This window comes from Allobosea sp. RAF48 (assembly GCF_052114025.1).
Classification (GTDB): Bacteria; Pseudomonadota; Alphaproteobacteria; order Rhizobiales; family Beijerinckiaceae; genus Allobosea.
Map to the genome: position 1 here is coordinate 362,140 of NZ_JBFRDZ010000003.1, position 20,226 is coordinate 382,365.

27 protein-coding genes are annotated in these 20,226 nt (G+C 65.6%); 12 read left to right on the top strand and 15 right to left on the bottom strand.

Translation table 11 applies throughout. The features are described 5' to 3' along the window. Positions 1–130: 130 nt before the first annotated feature. The 4 genes from AB4Z10_RS07945 (at position 131) to AB4Z10_RS07960 (ending at position 3,689) form a co-directional block, all read left to right on the top strand. Entirely contained in the window at positions 131–679 is a 549-nt protein-coding gene (locus AB4Z10_RS07945; RefSeq protein ID WP_441469840.1) for a TRAP transporter small permease, read from the top strand. 2 nt (positions 680–681) lie between these two features. Further along, complete coding sequence (locus AB4Z10_RS07950; RefSeq protein WP_441469841.1) at positions 682–1,986, top strand: TRAP transporter large permease; 1,305 nt, start codon at positions 682–684, stop codon at positions 1,984–1,986. A gap of 42 nt (positions 1,987–2,028) precedes the next feature. Further along, complete coding sequence (locus tag AB4Z10_RS07955; RefSeq protein ID WP_441469842.1) at positions 2,029–3,018, top strand: TRAP transporter substrate-binding protein; 990 nt, start codon at positions 2,029–2,031, stop codon at positions 3,016–3,018. Between the two features lie 146 nt (positions 3,019–3,164). Then, positions 3,165–3,689, top strand: a complete 525-nt coding sequence (locus tag AB4Z10_RS07960) for a winged helix DNA-binding protein (protein WP_441469843.1) — start codon at positions 3,165–3,167, stop codon at positions 3,687–3,689. Here AB4Z10_RS07960 and AB4Z10_RS07965 read toward each other — a convergent pair whose 3' ends face one another. Both AB4Z10_RS07965 and AB4Z10_RS07970 read right to left on the bottom strand, forming a co-directional pair. After that, positions 3,690–4,247, bottom strand: a complete 558-nt coding sequence (locus AB4Z10_RS07965) for an SRPBCC family protein (RefSeq protein WP_441469844.1) — start codon at positions 4,245–4,247, stop codon at positions 3,690–3,692. Then, a complete protein-coding gene (locus AB4Z10_RS07970) occupies positions 4,244–4,567 on the bottom strand; it encodes an ArsR/SmtB family transcription factor (RefSeq protein ID WP_441469845.1) in 324 nt (107 codons plus the stop codon). The genes AB4Z10_RS07965 and AB4Z10_RS07970 overlap by 4 nt, the downstream gene beginning before the upstream one ends. A 139-nt stretch (positions 4,568–4,706) precedes the next feature. Between AB4Z10_RS07970 and AB4Z10_RS07975 the strand changes: the two genes are divergently transcribed. Beyond that, positions 4,707–5,609 (top strand): DMT family transporter, encoded by a 903-nt coding sequence (locus AB4Z10_RS07975; protein WP_441469846.1) that lies wholly within the window; start codon positions 4,707–4,709, stop codon positions 5,607–5,609. Between the two features lie 72 nt (positions 5,610–5,681). Here the strand turns inward: AB4Z10_RS07975 and AB4Z10_RS07980 are convergent, their stop codons facing one another. Further along, positions 5,682–6,317, bottom strand: a complete 636-nt coding sequence (locus AB4Z10_RS07980; protein WP_441469847.1) for a pyridoxamine 5'-phosphate oxidase family protein — start codon at positions 6,315–6,317, stop codon at positions 5,682–5,684. Positions 6,318–6,470: 153 nt separating this feature from the next. Between AB4Z10_RS07980 and AB4Z10_RS07985 the strand changes: the two genes are divergently transcribed. The 4 genes from AB4Z10_RS07985 to AB4Z10_RS08000 all read left to right on the top strand — a co-directional run bounded on the left by AB4Z10_RS07985 (position 6,471) and on the right by AB4Z10_RS08000 (position 9,224). Next, the gene (locus tag AB4Z10_RS07985) at positions 6,471–6,995 is read left to right on the top strand and encodes a hypothetical protein (protein ID WP_441469848.1); all 525 of its coding nucleotides are present in this window, start codon (positions 6,471–6,473) and stop codon (positions 6,993–6,995) included. 18 nt (positions 6,996–7,013) lie between these two features. Further along, positions 7,014–7,676 (top strand): ribonuclease T2 family protein, encoded by a 663-nt coding sequence (locus AB4Z10_RS07990; protein ID WP_441470035.1) that lies wholly within the window; start codon positions 7,014–7,016, stop codon positions 7,674–7,676. A 64-nt stretch (positions 7,677–7,740) separates the two neighbouring features. Continuing rightward, positions 7,741–8,592 (top strand): 23S rRNA (adenine(2030)-N(6))-methyltransferase RlmJ, encoded by an 852-nt coding sequence (locus tag AB4Z10_RS07995; protein WP_441469849.1) that lies wholly within the window; start codon positions 7,741–7,743, stop codon positions 8,590–8,592. A gap of 29 nt (positions 8,593–8,621) precedes the next feature. Further along, positions 8,622–9,224 (top strand): glutathione S-transferase, encoded by a 603-nt coding sequence (locus AB4Z10_RS08000; protein WP_441469850.1) that lies wholly within the window; start codon positions 8,622–8,624, stop codon positions 9,222–9,224. A 179-nt stretch (positions 9,225–9,403) separates the two neighbouring features. On the opposite strand, the gene AB4Z10_RS08005 is transcribed toward AB4Z10_RS08000, so the two are convergent. Next, complete coding sequence (locus AB4Z10_RS08005) at positions 9,404–10,057, bottom strand: outer membrane protein (RefSeq protein WP_441469851.1); 654 nt, start codon at positions 10,055–10,057, stop codon at positions 9,404–9,406. 383 nt (positions 10,058–10,440) lie between these two features. Here AB4Z10_RS08005 and AB4Z10_RS08010 point away from each other — a divergent pair, with 383 nt between their 5' ends. After that, positions 10,441–11,256 carry a glycosyltransferase family 2 protein gene (locus AB4Z10_RS08010; protein ID WP_441469852.1) on the top strand — a complete coding sequence of 272 codons (816 nt, stop codon included), beginning with the start codon at positions 10,441–10,443 and terminating at the stop codon, positions 11,254–11,256. Then, complete coding sequence (locus AB4Z10_RS08015; RefSeq protein WP_441469853.1) at positions 11,249–11,995, top strand: SDR family oxidoreductase; 747 nt, start codon at positions 11,249–11,251, stop codon at positions 11,993–11,995. The genes AB4Z10_RS08010 and AB4Z10_RS08015 overlap by 8 nt, the downstream gene beginning before the upstream one ends. A gap of 3 nt (positions 11,996–11,998) precedes the next feature. Here AB4Z10_RS08015 and AB4Z10_RS08020 read toward each other — a convergent pair whose 3' ends face one another. The 8 genes from AB4Z10_RS08020 to AB4Z10_RS08055 form a co-directional block, all read right to left on the bottom strand. Beyond that, the gene (locus tag AB4Z10_RS08020) at positions 11,999–12,628 is read right to left on the bottom strand and encodes a 2-hydroxychromene-2-carboxylate isomerase (RefSeq protein ID WP_441469854.1); all 630 of its coding nucleotides are present in this window, start codon (positions 12,626–12,628) and stop codon (positions 11,999–12,001) included. A gap of 126 nt (positions 12,629–12,754) precedes the next feature. Further along, positions 12,755–13,039, bottom strand: coding sequence for a hypothetical protein (locus tag AB4Z10_RS08025; RefSeq protein ID WP_441469855.1), 285 nt, complete (start codon positions 13,037–13,039; stop codon positions 12,755–12,757). A 140-nt stretch (positions 13,040–13,179) separates the two neighbouring features. Then, entirely contained in the window at positions 13,180–13,944 is a 765-nt protein-coding gene (gene pgeF, locus AB4Z10_RS08030; protein ID WP_441469856.1) for a peptidoglycan editing factor PgeF, read from the bottom strand. A 42-nt stretch (positions 13,945–13,986) separates the two neighbouring features. Further along, positions 13,987–15,078, bottom strand: coding sequence for a class I SAM-dependent methyltransferase (locus tag AB4Z10_RS08035; RefSeq protein ID WP_441469857.1), 1,092 nt, complete (start codon positions 15,076–15,078; stop codon positions 13,987–13,989). Further along, the gene (gene lgt / locus AB4Z10_RS08040; protein WP_441469858.1) at positions 15,075–15,929 is read right to left on the bottom strand and encodes a prolipoprotein diacylglyceryl transferase; all 855 of its coding nucleotides are present in this window, start codon (positions 15,927–15,929) and stop codon (positions 15,075–15,077) included. Before lgt ends, AB4Z10_RS08035 begins: the two co-directional genes overlap by 4 nt. Positions 15,930–16,014: 85 nt before the next feature. Continuing rightward, entirely contained in the window at positions 16,015–17,034 is a 1,020-nt protein-coding gene (locus AB4Z10_RS08045; protein ID WP_441469859.1) for an NADP-dependent oxidoreductase, read from the bottom strand. A gap of 144 nt (positions 17,035–17,178) precedes the next feature. Beyond that, a complete protein-coding gene (locus AB4Z10_RS08050; protein WP_441469860.1) occupies positions 17,179–17,748 on the bottom strand; it encodes a chloramphenicol phosphotransferase CPT family protein in 570 nt (189 codons plus the stop codon). After that, complete coding sequence (locus AB4Z10_RS08055) at positions 17,748–18,257, bottom strand: MarR family winged helix-turn-helix transcriptional regulator (RefSeq protein ID WP_441469861.1); 510 nt, start codon at positions 18,255–18,257, stop codon at positions 17,748–17,750. The genes AB4Z10_RS08050 and AB4Z10_RS08055 overlap by 1 nt, the downstream gene beginning before the upstream one ends. A 134-nt stretch (positions 18,258–18,391) precedes the next feature. Between AB4Z10_RS08055 and AB4Z10_RS08060 the strand changes: the two genes are divergently transcribed. Then, positions 18,392–18,745: a cupin domain-containing protein gene (locus AB4Z10_RS08060; protein ID WP_441469862.1), complete on the top strand. Its 354-nt coding sequence runs from the start codon at positions 18,392–18,394 to the stop codon at positions 18,743–18,745. A gap of 292 nt (positions 18,746–19,037) precedes the next feature. Here the strand turns inward: AB4Z10_RS08060 and AB4Z10_RS08065 are convergent, their stop codons facing one another. The 3 genes from AB4Z10_RS08065 to AB4Z10_RS08075 form a co-directional block, all read right to left on the bottom strand. After that, the gene (locus tag AB4Z10_RS08065; RefSeq protein ID WP_441469863.1) at positions 19,038–19,298 is read right to left on the bottom strand and encodes a hypothetical protein; all 261 of its coding nucleotides are present in this window, start codon (positions 19,296–19,298) and stop codon (positions 19,038–19,040) included. A 41-nt stretch (positions 19,299–19,339) separates the two neighbouring features. Next, positions 19,340–19,612, bottom strand: a complete 273-nt coding sequence (rpsU, locus tag AB4Z10_RS08070; RefSeq protein ID WP_441469864.1) for a 30S ribosomal protein S21 — start codon at positions 19,610–19,612, stop codon at positions 19,340–19,342. A 133-nt stretch (positions 19,613–19,745) separates the two neighbouring features. Then, a complete protein-coding gene (locus AB4Z10_RS08075) occupies positions 19,746–19,955 on the bottom strand; it encodes a cold-shock protein (protein WP_441469865.1) in 210 nt (69 codons plus the stop codon). Positions 19,956–20,226 lie beyond the last annotated feature (271 nt).

Consider the following 20,226-nt stretch of genomic DNA (forward strand, 5'->3'; position numbering starts at 1 on the left):
CTACGATCCCAATTGTGGCTGGAACATGGCTGAGGGGCCGGGCCGGCACGAAAGCGGAGGATGTGACGATGCGAGCAACCCTGGCAACCGGGCGCGCACGCGCTATCGACCTGCGGGAGCGGCGCGCGCCATGATCCGCCGCACGCTCGATACGCTCTATCTCCTGGCCGGGTATCTCGCCGGCTTCTTCCTCGTAGCGATCTTCGTGCTGATGATGCTGCTATCGGTCGGCCGCGAGATCAACCTCAACGTCCCGTCGGGTGACGACTTCACCGGCTGGTCGCTCGTCGCCATGGCCTTCCTCGGCCTCGCCCACACTTTCAAGAAGGGCGAGATGATCCGGGTGGGCCTGCTGCTGGAGCGCCTGCACGGCCCCGCCCGCCGCATCGCCGAACTGACCTCGCTCACTATCGCAGCAGCCTTCCTCGCCTATTTCACCTGGCAGGCAGGGCGGCTCGCCTATGACTCCTGGCAGTTCTTCGACATGTCGACCGGCGTGATCTCGGTCCCGCTCTGGATTCCACAGCTTGGCATGGTCGCCGGGTTGGCGATCCTGCTTCTCGCAGTCGTCGAGGAGTGGGTCATCGTCGCGCGTGGCGGCAAACCGACCTACGAACCCGCGCCGCCGAAGACGACGGAGGAACTGATCGAGCGCGTCGCGCAAGGCGGAGGCGTCTGACGATGAGCCTGCCGCTTCTCTCCATTGTCCTGCTCGGCTTTCTCGTCCTTATCCTCGCCAGCGGCGTCTGGATCGCCGTGGGCCTCGGCCTCGTCGGCCTGCTCGCGATGCTGCTCGTCACCGACATCCCGATCGGCCAGGTGCTGGCGACGACGGTCTGGAGCGCTTCGGCCTCCTGGACGCTGGCGGCGCTGCCGCTCTTCATCTGGATGGGCGAGATCCTGTTCCGCACGCGGCTTTCCGCACAGATGTTCCAGGGACTTTCCCCCTGGCTGCAATGGCTGCCCGGCCGCCTCGTCCATACCAACATCGTCGGCTGCGGCATCTTTGCTGCCGTCTCGGGTTCTTCGGCTGCGACCTGCGCCACCATCGGCAAGATCGCCTTGCCGGAACTGAAGAAGCGCGGCTACGACGAAGGCATCAGCATCGGCACGCTCGCTGGCTCCGGCACGCTCGGCCTGCTGATCCCGCCTTCGATCCCCATGGTGGTCTACGCCGTCACGGCCAACGTGTCGGTGCTGCAGGTCTTCCTCGGCGGCTTCCTGCCCGGTGCTCTCGTGATGGCGCTCTACATGGGCTACGTCATGATCTGGTCCTGGCTGAATCCGGGCAAGATTCCCCCCCGCGATCCGCCGATGCCGTTCCTGGCGAAAGTGCGCCAGTCGGCCAATCTCGCGCCCTGCCTGCTGCTGATCGCTGCTGTCTTCCTGTCCCTTGTGCTCGGTTTTGCCACCGCGACCGAATGCGCCGCCTGGGGCGTGACCGGCGCTCTCGTCCTCGCCTGGTGGAGCGGCACGCTGACCTGGCAGACCTTCTTCGAAAGCGTGATGAGCGCGACGCGCCTCACCTGCATGATCATGCTGATCCTGGCCGGCGCGGCCTTCTGCACGGCGGCGATGGCCTATACCGGCATTCCGGCCGCGCTGGCGGAGTGGGTCAAGGGCCAGTCGCTCTCGCCGCATATGCTCGTGCTGGCGCTGACCTGCATGTACATCATCCTGGGCTGCCTGATCGACGGCATCTCGATGATCGTGCTGACCGCCGTCATCGTCCTGCCGATGGTCAAGGAGGCAGGTTTCGATCTCGTCTGGTTCGGGGTCTACCTCGTGATCCATGTCGAGATGGCGCAGATCACCCCGCCGGTCGGCTTCAATCTGTTCGTACTGCAGAACATGAGCGGCAAGGACACGATGACGATTGCGAAGGCGGCATTTCCGTTCTTCATTCTGCTGAACATCGCAGTCATCATCATCACGACCTTCCCGCAGATTGTGCTCTATTTGCCGAAGCTCGCCTTCCCGGACTGATCCTCGGCACAAACCATCACAAGCAAGAAGAGAGGGAATGACATGATCAACCGCAGACACATGACCGCCGCGGCCTTCGCCTTCGGGGTCAGCGCGCTCGCCTTCGCCATGCCGGCCTCGGCGCAGACCAAGTGGAACCTGCCCAACGCCTATCCGTCGGACAACCCCCACACCGAGAACCTCGCCCTCTTCGCCAAGGACGTCGAATCGGCGACGGGTGGCAAGCTCCAGATCACGGTCCATGCCAACGCCTCGCTGTTCAAGGCACCGGAAATCAAGCGCGCCGTCGCGTCCGGCCAGGCCCAGATGGGCGAAGTTCTGATGTCGCTGCATGAGAACGAGGACCCGGTCTACGGCATCGACGTCGTGCCCTTCCTGGCCACCAGCTTCGCCGACTCGCGCAAGCTCTACACGGCCTCCAAGGCCGCGATCGAGAAGAAGCTCGATTCGCAGGGCATCAAGCTGCTCTTCATGGTTCCCTGGGCGCCGCAGGGCGTCTACGCGAAGAAGGACATCAACAGCGTCGAGGACATGAAAGGCCTGAAGTGGCGCTCCTACAATGTCGGCACCGCCCGCCTCGGCGAGATGCTCGGCATGCAGGCGGTGACGATCCAGGCGGCCGAGCTGCCGCAGGCGCTGGCGACCGGCGTGGTCAACTCCTTCATGTCGTCGGGCGGCACCGGCTACGACTCGAAAGTCTGGGAATCGCTGACGCATTTCTACGATGTTCAGGCCTGGATCCCGAAGGACGCCACCTTCGTCAACAAGGCCGCCTTCAACGCGCTCGACAAGGCGACGCAGGACGCGATCCTCAAGGCAGCCGCCACCGCAGAGGAGCGCGGCTGGAAGATGTGGGAGGATAAGGCCGGCTGGTATCTCGACCAGTTGAAGAGCAAGGGCATGAAGGTGCAGGCTCCCTCGCCCGAGCTCGCGAGCGGCTTCAAGAAGGCCGGCGACACGCTGACCACCGACTGGCTGAAGAAGGCCGGTGCCGACGGTCAGTCGATCATCGACGCCTACAAGAAGATGTGAGGGTCATCCCGCCCGAGCGCGGGAACCACAACCGAAACCCCTCTCCCATCGAAGTCGGCGGTTGCCGGCTTCGACACTTAAAGGTGTTGATCTCGGGCAAGCCCGAGATCAATGAGGGTCCCCCGCGCATTATCCGGGTTGCAAGCATGCCCTCTGCCCCTGCCGACGACCTCGGCCCGATCGTCTCTTCCGGCCATCTCGCATCCGGAGCCCTGCCGGCGCTCTCGGAATTCGAGTTCGCCATGAATATGACGGTCCATGCCTTCCAGCGCTGGATGATCCGCTGCATGGCGGCGGCCGGCGTTCCCGATCTATCGCCGCTCGACGTGCTGGTGCTGCACAACGTCAATCACCGCGGCAAGCCGAAGAGGCTCGCCGATGTCTGCCTCGTCCTGAATATCGAGGACACGCATCTGGTGAACTATTCGATGAAGAAGCTCGAACGGCTGAAGCTGTTGAAGGCCGGCCGCAAGGGCAAGGAAAAGACCGTCGAGGTCACGCCCGCCGGCGAGGAGGCCTGCCGGCGCTATGCCCAGATCCGCGAGCAGCTTCTGGTCAAGTCCGTGCGCGCAACCGGCGCCGATCCCGCGCGGCTGTCGGAGATCGCCGCAGCGATGCGCTCTCTGTCAGGCCAGTACGACCAGGCGGCGCGGGCGGCGGCGAGTTTGTAGTCAGGCCGCGCCACCCGGCTCCGGCAGGCCCGCGTAGCGTTGGGCATACTCCGCTTCGAGCTTCGCGTGCCGCGACCAGAACCCGCGCCGCGGACTGCCGCTGAGCAAATCCTCCAGCAGGCCGAGATGCATGTGCCAGCCGCCGGAAACGCTGGTCATCTCCGCATTGCTGGGGAGCTTGCGATGCGTCACCACCAGCAGGACCTTGTCGCCTTTCGGGCTCAGCGCGAACTCGACCTCGGATTCCGCCTCGCTGCTACCACCCCAGGTGAAGGCGATGATCCGCGGCGGCTCGCAGCGCGTGATCGCGCCGGTCGCGCGCACGCCGTTCTCGTGCACCTCGCGGTAGGCCGCCGGCGGCGCCTCGTCCGTGATTTCAGAGTGCTTGAACAGGAGCTCGGCCCGCCCACCGACACGTAGGTCGAACGGCCCCGATGCCAGCCACCGGCCGCGCTTGTCCGATTCGGTGATGTAAGACCAGACGCGCTCGATCGGCCCCGGCAGCAGGCGCTCGAAGCGCACGGCTCCGCTTTCCAGCACGGCACCATATTCGCTCATCGCGTGTCTCCCTCGCCCGTCTCGGGCTTTGCGAGTTCCTGTTCCAGCAGATCGAGATGGCGACCCCAGAAACGCCGCACCCGGCGCAGCCAGGCGTCGAAGGCGTCGAGCCCGGCCGGATCGAGCCGGTAGATTCGCTGCTGGCCGCGGACCTCGACCGTCACCAGCCCGGCCTCCCGCAACACCTTGAGATGCTGCGAAATCGCAGGAGGACTCGCGCTGAAGCGCGCGCCGATCTCCCCGGCCGGCAATGCACCTTCCGCCAGCAGCTCGACGATGCTGCGGCGGGTCGGGTCGGCAAGGGCGGCAAAGCGGTCCATGCCGAAAATGATTCCGCCATCACTTAATTAAGTCAACACTTAAATTTCTGACACGCGGCTGCTATGCTGCGACGCAGGATTGCCTCCGGCCGCAGAGTCGGCCAGTGCTGGCACGCCTTTGAGAACCGACGACCCGGACATGACCTCCCGCAACGCCTCGCTCGCCGGCATCGCCATGATGCTCCTCGGCATCCTGCTGTTTTCGCTCAACGACGTGATGGGCAAATGGCTGGTCGCCACCTACACGGTCGGGCAGGTTTTGGTGATGCGCAGCCTGGTCGCGCTCGTCGTCATCATGCCCTTCGTCTTCAAGCAGGGCGTGCAGCGGACCTTGAGGCCGGAACGCCCCGGCCTGCAGGCGCTGCGCGTGCTCTTCGGCTCCGCCGAGGTGGCGTTGTTCTATCTCGCCGTCAGCTATCTGCCGCTCGCGGACACCATGACGATCTGGCTCGCCGCGCCGGTCTGGGTCGTCATCCTCGCGGCATTGCTGCTGGGAGAGCGCGTCGATGGCTGGCGCTGGCTCGCCGTCGCTCTCGGCTTTGTCGGTGTCGCCGTCGCGCTCAATCCTAGCGGCGCGAGCCTGTCGATGCCGGCGCTGATCGCCGTCGTCGGCAGCTTCTTCTTCGCCGCGATGATGATCGCCGGCCGGCAGTTGCGTGGCACGCCGGACGTGACGCTGGTCACCTGGCAGACGCTCGGCGCGCTGCTGATGGGTCTGGCGCTGCTACCCTTCGGCTGGGTGACGCCGAGCCTCAAGGACGCGGCCTTGCTCGGCCTCCTCGGCATCGTCGCCATGACCGCGCATATCTGCGTCACCCGCTCGCTCAAGCTCGCCGAAGCCTCGGTCGTCGTTCCCTATCAGTACACGCTGATCGTCTGGGCGCTGGTTTTCGGCTGGTTCATCTTCGGCGACTGGCCGACGCCGGCAATGCTGTGCGGCGCGGCGCTGATCGTCGCCGCGGGCCTCGTCCTGCTCATCCTCGAACGCCGGGCCGCCCCGGCGCCATCAGTGCTTGAAGCGACGGGAGCCGGCGCTCCCTGATGCCCGCGGACTGACGACAGCCGGCAGGATAAGGGCTTGCCGGAAGCCCCGTTTCGACTCGGTCCGCGCCCCTCAGTAAAGGCGCGTACGATAGCCTTCCTCGAGATTGCGATCGGCCTCGTCGCCATCGACGGCCTTGGTCTGGTCGGCGATGATGCGGCCGAGCGTCGGGAAGCTGTGACGCGGCACCTGCGAGGCCGGATCCCACAGCTTCGAGCGGATCAGCGCCTTGCCGCAGTGAAAATAGGCCTCCTCGACCTCGACGATGAGGCCGGTGACCGGCGCACGCTCCAGCATGGCGGACGGCGCCAGCAAATCGGCATCGCGCGTCGCTCGTCCCTTGCCGTTCACCCGCAGCGTCTCCGGGATGCCGGGCACCATGAAGACGAGGCCGACGCCGGGCGCAGACATGACGTTGCCGAGGGAATCGACCCGGTTGTTGCCGCGCCTGTCGGGGATCAGCAGGGTCTTGTCGTCGAGCACGCGCACGAAGCCGGGCGCGTCTCCGCGCGGGCTCGCATCGGCGTTGCCCTGCGCATCGCAGCTGGCCAGCACCAGGAACGGCGAAAGCGCGATGAAATCGCGGCAGAACCGGTCGAGCCTGCTCAGTACCTTGCCCGTCGCCAGCGGATGGACCGGGCCGATATGGCTGCGCAGGGCATCGGCATCCGCGATGCGCGCGGCCGGGTCATCGAAGCAATTCGTCATGGCGTCTCCCCTATCGACGGACAATCTGTCCGAAGCCGGCGAAGCGCACCAGCTCGGCATCCGACGAGACGCCCCGACGGGTTCGCATGACGGCGCGACTGTGACCGTAAAGACCCCACGGCCCTCCGCAGCGGCAACGAGAAGCATCTTTTCTTGACCCTCGCCCGCGGCATCGCCATCGTGCCGTCTAGCTTTGCCCTCCTGAAGAGGCCTGATTCCATGCGCCGCGCCCTGCTGCGAACCGCCCTCGTCTCTCTCGCTTGCCTGACGGCCTTTGCCGCCGGCGCGACCGGCCGCCGCTACGTCTACCCCTCCGACCGGGCGGAGGAGCGCATTATTCCCTATTCCGGCAACGTTCCCGCCTGCGAGGATCCTGCCGTGCTGGACGAGCTGACGAGCTGGTTCAACTCCCGCGAAGCGAAATTCTGGGGCCCGCTTCGCGCCGTGAGCTATGACCGCATCGGGCAGATCGGCTTTCGCTCCTGGGGCGATGACTTCATTCCGCGCCGCTTCTGCACCGGCCGCATCTTGCTCAACGATGGCAACTTCCACCGCGTCGATTACTCCGTACGCGAGCGTCTCGGCCTCTTCGGATGGACCTGGAACGTCAACTGGTGCGTCAGCGGCCTCGACCGCAACCGGGCCTACGCGCCCGACTGCCAGATGGCGCGCCCCTAACGCGCAGAGCGTGCCATGATGAAGCGCCTCGCACTCGCGGCCCTGTCGCTGCTTTGCCTCGGCGCTGCCGCATCCGCGCAGGGCTTCGGCTCGCGCGGCGGCACGCCGGGCGATTTCGATTTCTATGTCCTGGCCCTGTCCTGGTCGCCGGGCTTCTGCGAGCTCGATGGTGACCGCACCCGCAACCGTGAGCAGTGCGGCGAAAGCAGCGGTCTTCGCTTCGTGGTCCACGGCCTCTGGCCGCAGAACGAGCGTGGCTATCCGAGCGATTGCGGGCCCGCCGGCCGTTCGCCCTCGCGGATCGCGCTGGGCGAGGCCGATGGCTTGTTTCCCAGCGAGAGCCTCGCCCGCTACGAGTGGCGCAAACACGGCACCTGCAGCGGATCAAGCCCGAGTGAGTACTTCCGCGATGTCCGGCGCGCGCGCGACAAGGTGACGATCCCGCCGGTTCTCGCCAAGGCCGATCGCGACCAGAGCTGGACGGCGATCGATCTCGAACGCGCCTTCGTCGCCGCCAATCCCGGCCTGCGCACGGATATGATGTCCGTCGCCTGCAAGCGCGGCGTGCTGCAGGAAGTCCGAATCTGCCTGAGCAAGGACCTCCGCGAGTTTCGCAGTTGCCAGCAGGTCGATCGCTCCGGTTGCCGCGCCCGCGAATTCACTGTCGTCGCGCCGCGCTGAAAGCGGCTGTCATGATGGCCTTTGCCGCTTTCAGGCGCGGGCCGCATGATCTACGAACGCAGCCATGAACTACCGCCACGGCTTCCATGCCGGAAACTTCGCCGATGTGCTCAAGCATGTCGTTCTCACCCGCATCCTGCTGCATCTCGCTGCCAAGCCGGCGCCCTATCGCATCATCGACACCCATGCCGGCAGCGGACGCTACGATCTGGGCTCCGAGGAAGCGCTCCGGACGCATGAGTGGAAGGATGGCGTGGCGCGGGTCGACCAGTCGCCGCTCGCCCCTGCGGTCGAGGAACTGCTCGCCCCCTATCGCGCCGCGCTTGCCGGCATCCGCACGCTTTACGGCCCCGGAGCCTATCCGGGCTCGCCCTGGTTTTGCCGCCACGTCATGCGGCCGGACGATCGACTGATCGCGGCCGAGCGGCATCCGCCGACCTATCAGAAGCTCGTCGAGGCGATCGGTCGCGACAAGCGCTGCAAGGCCCTGGCGATCGATGGCTGGACGGCCTTGAGGGCCAATGTTCCGCCCAAGGAGCGCCGCGGCCTCGTCCTGATCGACCCGCCTTTCGAGCAGAAGGACGAGTTCGCGACTCTCGCCGACCAGTTCATCGCAGCCCATCGCAAATGGCCGACCGGCATCTATGCACTCTGGTATCCGGTCAAGGACCTGCGGGCGGTGGAGGGCATGATGGACGCGATCACCGATGCCGGAATCACCCGGCTCTTGCGCCTCGAGATCGCGGTCGATCGCCCCGAGGCAGCCGGTGGACTCGGTGCGACAGGCCTGTTGATCGCCAACCCGCCATGGCTGCTCGCCAAGGAAGCGGAAATCCTGCTGCCGGCCCTGACCGAGCGGCTCGCGCAGGGGCCGCGACCGCGCTATCTCTGCGAAGCGATCCGGCCCGACGGCTGATCGCCTGCTCTCCCCGAAGGAACCCGTCGATGCTCGTCCTGCGCTCCTCCCCCGCCTCGCCCTTCGGCCGCAAGGTCAAGCTGGCGGCTCTCGAACTCGGGCTGATGGACCGCATCGAGATCGTCGCGGCCGACACGACCGATCCATCTGATCCGCTGCGCCAGCAGAACCCGCTCGGAAAGATTCCGACGCTGATTCTGGAGGACGGCACGACGCTGTTCGATTCGCGCGTCATCCTCGACTATCTCGACCATATCTCTGGCGGCAGGCTCATCCCCAGCGGCCAGGAGCGTTTCCTGCAGCTCCGTCTGCAAGCACTTGCCGACGGCATCGCCGACGCGGCCCTGCTCCAGGTCTATGAAGGCCGCTTCCGCCCGGAAGAAGGGCGCAACCCGAACTGGCTGTCCCACCAGGAAGGCAAGGTGGCGCGCGGCCTCGCCGCGCTGGAGGCAGAGCCGCCCGCCTTCCCGGATCGCCCGCGCATCGGCGAAATCGCGCTGGCCTGCGCACTCGGCTATCTGGATCTGCGCTTCGAGGGAAAATGGCGCGCCGCTCATCCCAAGCTCGTCGCCTGGCTCGACGATTTCGCGGCCCGCGTCCCGGCCTTCGAGACAACACGCTTCAAAGGCTGAACAGTTCGAATAAAGCGCCACATCGGCCATGCCGATGTCTTGATCATTCTGGGCCGCCGGCAGTCAAAAGCTGCCGGCGTTTTTATTGCCGAAGCCTAGCGGAGTATTCCGTCAAGCCGAGGCAACAAAAAACCCGGTGGCCAAGGCCACCGGGTCTCTCAAATCCGACGTGGGTCGGATCAGAACTTGTAGCTGAGGCGAGCGCGGACGACCGAGAAGTCGGTGCCGACCTTGCCGGTGCCAGCAAGCGTGGTGAGGTTCTTGTCGCCGAGGTCGACGTAGAGGTACTCGACGCCAGCGATGATGTTGTTGGTGATGGCGTACTCGAGACCGCCACCGAGGGCCCAGCCGCCGGTGTGGGTGCGATCGGAGGAGAAGCCGATGCCCGGGATCGAGGTCTTCACGTTGCCGTAGGCCCAACCACCGGTGATGTAGGGCATGAACCGGTCGAAGGCGACGCCGAGGCGAGCACGGACGGTGCCGAAGTACTCGGTCTTGACGCTGGCGCCGAAGAAGTTGCCGCCGGAGCTGAGGTCAGCACCCTGGATGTCAGCTTCCGCGCCGACCACGAACTGGCCGATCTGGTAGTTGTAGCCAACCTGACCACCGCCGACGAAACCGTCGAGGTTGCCGATGTTGTTGAAGCCGTTGCTGTTCACGTTGCCCCAGCCGTAGCCGGCGTTGGCACCGACGTAGAAGCCGGTCCAGGTGAAGACCGGAACGTAAACCGGAGCAGCAACCGGGCCCTTGCGGGACGGCAGGTCAGCAGCAGAGGCGGCGCCAGCGGCGACGATGCCGAGCGCGGCAACGCTCGCAAGCAGAAACTTCTTCATGATAAACTCCTTAGTCGTCGCAAGCGCCGGACGAACCGGCAGGTGATTTCGATGGACCCGTTATAGGACAGGGCAACGGCTTTGTCTGTTGCATCGGAAGCACAACTGCCGTGCAGACCACGGCAGAAATGCGGCACGAATGCGATGACTGCACGCAAATAGGTAAAGCCAGGTTAACCACGCTCCCCGCAACAGCCATGCCAAATCGAATACTAATAATGCGCTAACCCTGCTCGATAACCGGAACGGGTCCGGGCGACGAACGCAGGCCGCAGTCTAAGGTTCCGCAATTTCAACGAGATCGGGCCGGAGCTTCCGGCACTAAACTTGCCGCACCGGACCGGACATGCTTAAGCCTTGAAATCTCAAGAAGTGACGGAACCGTGCCTCCTCTCTCGATTTTCATCATCGCGCTGAACGAAGTGGACCGGATCGGGCGCACCATCGAGGCCGCCCGGGCGCTCAGCGACGACATCGTACTGGTCGACTCGGGCTCGACCGATGGGACCCAGGCCCTGGCAGAATCGCTCGGCGCCCGTGTGATCTTCAATCCATGGCCGGGCTACGGCCAGCAGAAGCGCTTCGCGGAAGAGCAGTGCCGCCACGATTGGCTCCTCAACGTCGATGCCGACGAAGTGCTGCCGCCCGATCTCGTCGCCGAGATCGCCGCGCTTTTTGCCAGCGGGCCGCCGCCGGCCGACGCCTACAAGATTCGCATCGCCGAGATCTTCCCTGGAGAGAAGGCGCCGCATCGCTTCGCCTACGCGCTCGCGCCCGTGCGGCTCTATCGCAAAAGCTGGGGCCGCTATTCGCTTTCGCCCGTGCACGACCGCGTCGATCTGCTGCCCGGCACCAAGGTCGGGCGGCTGAAGGGGACGATCCATCACTTCTCCGTCCGTTCGCTCGGCGAGCAGATGGAAAAACTCAATGCCTATAGCGATGCCCAGGCTGATGATCTCGACGCCCGCGGCGAGACGCTCTCGGCATTCAGGCTCTTGGCTGAATTTCCCGCCAATTTCGTCAAGGCCTATATCGGCCGTCGCCATGCGCTGCGCGGCGTCTACGGTTTCATGACCGCCATGAACTACGCATTCTACCGCTATCTGCGCGCAGCCAAGCACTGGGAGCGCCGGCTGCAGCGGCGCTCTTCCGTCAAGGGCACGGTGACGCCCGGCGACCGGCCCTCCTCTGATGACTGAGGTCGCGCTGGTCACGGGCGGTGCGAGGCGAATCGGCCGCGCGATCGTCACGCGACTGGCGCAAGCCGGCTACGCCGTCGCGATCCACCATGGGGACAGTCGCGATGAGGCCGAAGCCCTGGCCGCGGAGCTGCGCGGCGCGGGCGCGGTCTGCTGCACCCTCGCAGCCGATCTGGCCGACGCGCAGGCCGTGTCTGCCCTGTTCCCGGCAGCAGAGCAGGCGCTGGGGCCGGTGACGCTGCTGGTCAACAGCGCCGCGAGCTTCGTCGACGACGACGTCCGCTCGCTCGACGTCGCAGCCTGGGATCGCCAGTTCGCTGTCAATCTGCGCGCGCCCTCGCTGCTGATCGGAGCGCTGGCGACGCATTTGCCGGAGCAGGCGAGCGGTGCGGTCGTCAATATCGTCGACCAGCGCGTCTGGAAGCTCACGCCGCAATATTATTCGTACACGCTGACCAAGGCCGCCCTGCTCACCGCGACCCGGACACTGGCGCAGGCGCTCGCTCCACGGATTCGTGTCAACGCGGTCGGCCCCGGCCCGACCTTTCCCAACGCCTATGACGGCGCTGCGCTGATGGAGCAGGAGGCCGCGGCGACCTTGCTCGGCCACAAGGTCTCTCCGGATGAGATCGCCGAGGCCGTGCTCTATCTCGCGAGAGCGCGCTCGGTCACCGGCCAGATGATTGCCGTCGATGCCGGCCAGCATCTCGGCTGGCGTACGCCCGACATCGTCGGCTGATTCTCAGGCACCATCGTCGGGCCGATAGGGAGCACGCCCGCTCGCCAGCGCCGAGTCGAGCAGTTCGAGCCGGTCCTGCCCCCAGAACAACTCGCCATCGAGCACATAGCTCGGCGCCCCGAAGACGCCGGCCTCAACGGCCTGGCCCAGCGCGGCCTCGTAGCGTTGCCTGATCGGCGGACTATCGGCAGCCGCAACCAGAGCCGGCCCATCGAGCCCAGCCCGATCCGCGCAAGCCAGAACTGCCTCAGCCCGGCGCATGTCTTCGTCGCGTGCCCAGACACCCGCCATCACATCGCTGATGAAGGCAAAGGGATCGCCGCCATCCGCCAGAATCGCGATCGTCATCCGGTCGGCCTGGGAAGGATCGAAAGGAAAATGCTGCGGCTGCAGAACGAGCGGCAGGCCGCGCCGCTCGCGCCAGCGCTGAAGATCGACAAGCCTGTAGCGTTGCCGCACGGGGTGCCGTTTCGGCAGGGGCAATCCGCCCGTTTCGTCGAAAACCGAGCGCAGTGGTATCGGCCGGTAATCGACGGTGCAGCCATGCCGGCGCGCGATGTCATGGAAGGCCGCGTTGCCGAGATAGGTCCAAGGCGAATGCAGCGAGAAGTAATAGGTGATCGAACGGGACAAGGCGGCCTCCAAGGCTTCTTCCGGGCGCAGCATCCCTGCACCTCGTGTCGCTCGCAAGGCCGCGCCCCTGCAGAAAACGCAGCCCGGCTCCGCAGGAAGCCGGGCTGCCGGTTTCGTTGGCCTTGCTCAGGCTGCCCTGTTCTTCAGCGCGCCGATGATCGCGGTCAGGATGGCGCCGCCGGCACCTCCGGCGATCAGGTTGGTCAGGACGCCGCCGACGCTGAGATTGCCGCCCTGTGCCGCCGCGCTGATCGCCGGCAGCAAGAGCGGGACGAGTTGGCCGAGTACGCCGCCGCCGACCAGCCCGGAAATCGTGTTGCCCAATGTCCCGAGATCGAAGCTGGGACTGGTCTTGCCGGCCGCATTCCCGCCGATCGCACCGGCGACTAGGTTCATCAGGATCTGTTCCATCTCGGCCCCCGCATGAAATGCATCGCCCGAAGAACGCCTCTGAGCCGGCGAAGCGATGCATTCCGACCAGCCTGGAGCGACGATGACTCCGCTCGCAGGCCGCGACAAGCGCGATGACCGTTCCGTCGACCGTTTCCTGCTCAGTCGAGCACGATCGCCGAGATCAAGCGCCCGTAATCGGGCTCGCCGCGATGGGTGGTGCGCCGATAGCTGAAGAAATGCTTCTCGTCGCCATATGTGCACAGGCCCATATCGACGAAACGGCCAATTCCCGCCTCCTGTGCCTTGAGCATGATGAAGGCCGGCAGATCGAACAGCGCATGGGCCGGCCGCTCGGACGGTGTGAAGAAGCGAGCATAGGTCCGGTTCTCTGCCTTGAAGCGCTCGATGAATTCCGGCCCCACCTCATAGGCCTTGGCGCTGATGGTTGGCCCGAGCACGGCCGTGACGCGCTCGCGCCGGGCGCCGAGCTTCTCCATCGCAGTCACGGTCGCACCGACGATGCCGCTGAAGGCCCCCTTCCAGCCGGCATGGGCGGCACCGACGACCCGCGCCTCGCTGTCGGCGAAGAGGATCGGCCCGCAATCGGCAGTGCTGACGCCGAGCGCGACATGCGATGCGGTCGTGACCATCGCATCGGCCTTCGGCCGCTCCCCAGGCCACGGGCCGGTGACGACCTCCACATCGGCAGAATGCACCTGATAGAGGCTGACGAGGTGTGTCGGCTCGACCGCGAGGTGCTGCGCCATCCGCATCCGGTTCTCGGCGATCGCGGCCGGATCGTCGGAGGAGCCCATACCGCCGTTCAAGGAAGCGTAGATGCCGGTCGAGACGCCGCCTTCGCGGGTGAAGAAAGCGTGGCGGATGCCGGGCTCTCCGGCGAGTTCGCGGGCGGTGATGAACATGGCTCGAGTCCGGTTTGAGCGAAGCCGAGAGGCTTGCTGAAGTCAGCCCAGATCTGGCAGTCGATGAAGGTCAAATCCGGGCAAGGGCGGCAGGTTCCGATGCGATAACGCGAGAACCTTGAACAAATCGCCCATGCCCGTCTCGCCGGGCGCGAGCAACCGATCGAAGGCGGCGGAGATCGCCGCGCGTTGGGCAGCATCGGCCTTGAGCGACAACGCCTGCGCCCGCTGCGGGAGACCCAGCGCCAAGAGGAAATCGCGCTGGTTCGCGGGGCCGTGCAGTGCCGCGCCCGCCTTGAGCGCTGCCTGCCCGATCCGCTCGAAATCGACATGGACGGTGAGGTCGGCCTCGCCTGGCTCGGCCAGCGGATCGACGAATTCATGCCGCTTCATCGCCTGCAGTGTATCGCCGAAGCCGGAGCGTGCCGAGCCATAGTCGATAAAGAGCGCCGCACCGCCCTCCGTCGCGACATGGCCGGCGACCTGCGCGACGATGTCGAGCGCGAGGGTCGGCTGCTCGAAAGTCGTTCCGGCTGGAGCGGCGGCGTCCAGAGCATCCTCCTTTCCTGCAGCCAGGCCGAATGCCAGATGGCCGGCAGCATCCAGTCCCACCAGCCGCTCGCGCCAACCCTCGGGCGTCATCACGAACTGGTCGAGCGGCAGCGCATCTAGAAATTCGTTGGCGATGACGATCGCCGGGCCGGACAGCGCCTCGGCGACGTTGTCATGCCAGACCGGTTCGCTTCCCTTCAGGGTCGCCGCCTGGCGCTGGCGCAGAACCGGGCTGGTTTCGACGAGATGGACAGAGGCCGCCTCGCGGAAGCCGGGCACGATCCGCATCGCCCGCAGCATGTCGGCCATCAGCGTGCCGCGCCCCGGGCCGAGTTCGACGACGCGCAGCTGCGAGGGCGCGCCCATCGCCTGCCAGAGATGGGCGGCCCAGAGTCCGATCAGCTCGCCGAACATCTGGCTTATCTCCGGCGCCGTGGTGAAGTCGCCGTCGCGTCCGAAGGGGTCGCGCGTCATATAGTAGCCATGGCGGGGATGGCCGAGCGCCAGCGCCATATAGCGGCCGATCCCGATCGGCCCCTCCTGCCGGATCAGATCGACGATCTCGGCCTTGAGCGTGCTCACGCACGCACCTCCCCTGGCACCGCGCTCCGGCTGCGCAGCACGAGCCAGAGCCCGGCGAAGAACACAGGCAGCGACAACAGCATGCCCATGGTGATGCCGCCCGAAAGCGCATTGACGGAGGTGCCGAACAGGAAGCCGAGCTGCGGATCGGGCTCGCGGAAGAACTCGCAGACGATGCGGGCGAGCGCGTAGCCCATGCCGAAGGTGCCGGCGACGAGGCCTGGCCGCCTGAAGCCACCGAAGCGGACGACGAGATTCACCAGGATGAAGAGCAGCAGGCCCTCGCCAAGCGCCTCATAGAGCTGGCTCGGATGGCGCGGCACCGGCCCGCCATTGGGGAATATCATTGCATAGGGAAAGTCCGGCGCCGGCCGGCCCCAGAGCTCGCTATTGATGAAATTGGCGATACGGCCGAGGAAAAGCCCGATCGGCACCACCGCCGCCGCCAGATCGAACACCGACAGCGCCGGATAGCCGCGCCTCCTGGCGAAGAGCCATAGGCCCAGCGTCGCGCCGATCAAACCGCCATGGAAGGACATGCCGCCCTGCCAGATCGCGAGGATATCCTGCGGGCGCTCGAGATAGCGCGGCAGATCGTAGAACAGCACGAAGCCGATCCGCCCGCCGAGCACGACGCCGAAGGCGACGAAGAGCAGCATGTCGTCGAGCTCGACCGGCTGCGGCCGCGCCCGCCCGCCCCACAAACCGTCGGAGGCGACGAGCCGGCGCGCATACCACCAGCCGCCGAGGAGGCCGACGACATAGGCCAGCCCATACCATTTGATCGCGAGCGGCCCGATCTGGACCGCAACGGGATCGATCATCGGGAAGGGAATGGCGAAAACGGGCATGGGCGGGGTCCGGTAGCGGGCGCACGGTGATGGCCGCGCGCTCGCTCAATGGTCAAGGAAAAAGGCTTGCCCGTGGCACGCTGTCTCAGAGTTTGACGATCAGCTTGCCGAAGTTCTTGCCTTCGAGCAGCCCGATGAAGGCCTCGGGCGCGTTCTCCAGCCCCTCGACGATGTCTTCCTTGTATTTGACTGCGCCTTCCGCGATCCAGCGCGCCATATCCTCGCGGAAAGCTGCCCCCTGCGCTGCGACGAACTCGCGCTGGATGAAGCCGCGGATCGTCAGGCTCTTGGACAGGACCTGGCGCATCAGCACCGGCAGCCGGTCCGGCCCCGGGAAATCGCCGGTGGCATTGTACTGCGCGACGAGGCCACAGACGGGAATCCGGGCGAAGGTGTTGAGCAGGGGGAAGACGGCATCCCAGACATGACCGCCGACATTCTCGAAATAGACGTCGATGCCATCCGGGCAGGCAGCCGCGAGCTTCCCGGCCATGTCGGGATCGCGATGGTCGATGACCGCATCGAAACCGAAGGTCTCGCGCACGAAGGCGCATTTCTCGGGGCCGCCGGCGATGCCGACCGCCCGCGCGCCCTTGAGCCGTGCGATCTGGCCGACTGCCGAGCCGACAGGCCCGCTCGCCGCCGCGACCACGACCGTCTCGCCGGGCTTGGGCTGGCCGATGGTGAGCAGCCCGGCATAGGCGGTGAAGCCGGGCATGCCGAGCACGCCGAGCGCCGTCGTCACCGGCGCGCTCTTCGGATCGAGCTTGCGCAGCTGTGCACCGTTCCCCACCGCATGCGATTGCCAGCCGGAATAGGACAGGACGGTGTCGCCGGGCTTGAAGGCAGGATCGCGGCTTTCGAGCACCTCGGCGACCGTGCCGCCCTCCATCACTTGCCCGATCTCGGTCGAGGCAGCGTAGGATTTTGCCGCGCTCATCCGCCCGCGCATATAGGGGTCGAGCGAGAGATACTGGACCTTGAGCAGCACCTGCCCTTCGGCGATCGCCGGGATGGCGGCGTGCTCCAGCCGGAAGTTCTGCGGGCTGGGGCGCCCTTCCGGGCGAGAGGCGAGAACGATCCGAACGCTGTCAGACTGGGACATGAGCTTCGATCCTTGATGAATGCGCGGCATGGGCCGGTCACTTCCATATTGGCCCGGCCTTGCTCGTGCGACAGCCCCCCGACCTGCATTCCGAGGCGACGGCGAGCACATCTGCGGCATGGCGAGGTCGTCCCCGAACCGCCTTCAGCTTTGATCGCGACGCTCCCTCACCCGCTCGAAAGCCGATGGCCGCGACCGCCCGCGCCACGCGGCGATGACCGCATCGGCATTGGCCTGGATGTCCCGCGTCCCGTCCACTTCGACATCGTAGAGACAATAGGAGTGGATGCGAAAATAGTCGCGCCGCGCATCGCCGACCGGCCGGTCGCCTCGCGCCAGCTCGCGGCGCTCCAGCTCGGCAAGCTCGCAATGCACGCCGACAAAGAACACGTCCTGCCCGGCGAGCATATCGGCGAGCCGGAGCAGCCAGTCCTCGCTCTCCATGATGTGCTCGACGATGAGATCGTTGCCGGCCTCGACATAGGCGAGGAGCGAGCGCTCGAAGCCGAGGAAGAAAGCCTCCCGCATCCTCCCCCAATCGAATTCCCCGCTCTTGATCCGCGCCGTCGGCAGCACGCCCGAATCACGCAGATGGTCGATCGAGATCTGCCAGAAGGGCGTATCGATCCGACGCTGCAGCGCCTGCGCCAACGAGGACTTGCCACTGCTCGATGCGCCGTTGAGCAGGATGATTCGGCCGGGTCTGGCTGGCATCACGCCTCGCCTTCCGGCATCGCATCGCTTTCGAGCGCCGCCAGCAACTCTTTCAGAAGTTCCGCCAGAGCTGCTCGTTTGGAAGGGCTGAGGCTTTCGAGGAACCGGGCCTCGCTTGCCATATCGGCGCGGAGCGCCTCCTCGGCCCGCTGGAAACCCAGCTCGGTCAGGACGACGAGGAGGCTCCGCCCATCCTTCGCCGATCTCTCGCGGCGCACCAGCCCGGCCTTTTCCAGCCGCCCCAGCCGGTGTGTCAGCCCACCGGAGGTGATCATCAGGGAGCGATAGAGCGCCGTCGGCGTGAGCCGATAAGGCGGCCCGCTGCGACGCAAGGTGCTGATGACGTCGAACTCACCGCGATCGAGTCCGAAACCTGCGAACGTCTCTTCAATGCTTGGCCGGACGAGATTGGATAAGCGATACGCCCGCCCCAGGATCGCCGTGGGCGTCGTGTCGAGATCCGGCAGTTCGCGTGCCCATTGAGCCCTGACACGCTCGACATGGTCCATCTTCGTCATCGCCGGCCCCGCCCCTCCACGCTCCCTTCCTCTGCCTCAGCACGACGCCCGCGCCAAGGGATATCTTGACGCAAAGATATCTCTTGGCGATTATCTTGGCGCAAAGATAATTCGAGGAGATCAACATGGCGACGATGATCGACAGCGACATCCTGCGGAGTGGCGCAAGCCGAACTGCCCGCTTCGAAGGCGGCGGCTACGGCTCGCAGGTCTCGTTCTTTCTGGTCGACAACGAACCGGGACAGGGGCCGGGACTGCACGTTCACCCCTATTCGGAAACCTGGGTGGTCCGCGCCGGCGAAGCGGAGTTCACCGTCGGCGCCGAAAGAATTCGGGCGAAGGCCGGCACCATCGTCGTGGGGCCGCCGGGAATCCCGCACAAATTCGTCAATATCGGAACCGGCCGCCTGGAACTGGTCTGCATCCACGCCAGCGAGGCGATCGTTCAGGACTGGATCGGGGAGGATGTCGCAGCCTGAACGCGACCGCGCGTCTCAACGAAACGGGCTGCGCCGGCGACGACAGACGGCCGCCTTCATCAAAGCCGGCTCCGCTTCGACAGCGGCAGCCGATGGCAGATCCTCGTCACCAGCCGCTCGACGCGCGATTGAGCGGGGTTATGGGCCCCGGCCCCGGAGAGGGAGCGGTCATTGTCCGCTTGCCTCGCCGCCGTACACGCCGCGCGTGACCATGACGCTGGCAGGGGCGGACGAAAGGCGGGGAGCGACATGGCGTGATCGCCACCCCCGGATATGCATCAACCGAAGAGTATCAGAGCGACTTGGCCGCAACGCGGCGCGGACGTTTCACCGCCGCATCGCTGCGTGGCGCCTTCGCCTTGGCCGCAGCCTCTTCGGCGTCCCGCGCAAGTCGCAGGGCTCTCAACCTCTCGGTCTTGAGGCGCGTCTGGCTGGACTGGTCCTCGAGCGCCTGCCACGCGACAAGCGTATCTTTCTTGCGCTGCTCGGTCGTCTCGAAAGCCGCCTGCGCCCGAGCCTTGATCTCGTCCAGCTTCATATTGCGACTAGACATGGGAAACTCCTTCTCGGCAGACGACAGCTGATCGATGCGGATCAGATGGAAGGCGGACGCGGCGCTCCGCTGCGTGCCTTGCCGACGGGCAGCTTGCGCTTCGGCGCCGGCAGCAGACCCTCGCGCTGCGCCTGCTTGCGAGCGGCCTTCTTGGCGCGGCGGACCGCCTCGCCCTTCTCCCGCGCGCGACGCTCTGACGGCTTCTCGTATTCGCGGCGCTGCTTCATTTCGCGAAACACGCCTTCGCGCTGCAGCTTCTTCTTCAGGACACGAAGCGCCTGCTCGACATTGTTGTCCCGAACGAGAACTTGCATGACTACCCTTTCCAAAAAACACAAAGGGCCGGGCTTGTTGATCCCGACCCTTCACTCACTGCTGCCGAGAAACGCTGCATCGTGGCGCCAGCATGTGACGCCTCAAATCGCCGTTGTCCCGCCTCTCCAGCGGTTATTCGGCCCGCAGATTATCGGCCGAGCTCTTGCCGGACCGCTTGTCCTGGACCAGCTCGTACGAAATCTTCTGACCTTCGCGCAGATCGCGCAGGCCGGCACGCTCTACCGCGCTGATATGGACGAACACGTCCTGCCCACCATCGTCAGGCTGAATGAAACCAAAACCCTTGGTCGCATTGAACCACTTAACTGAACCCGAAGCCATCGGCGCCTCCCGCAAGCGCGCTTATTCAAGCCGCATGGATCACATGCGGCGGCGAATTCGATAAAAGGAAGAGTTCATCAGCGTGTCGCGCTCAAAAAAGGCGCGAATGGCCAAGTCATCAGGCCTAAATCGAGATTAACAATTAGAACGCCATCAACATGATGTCAAACCGAGATCAGATCGACGTTCGAAGGAAAACGGCCCCCTGCCCTCGGCGGGATAGAAGACAACGTTGAGAAACCATCGTCGGTTTTCGCGCGACGTTAAGCGG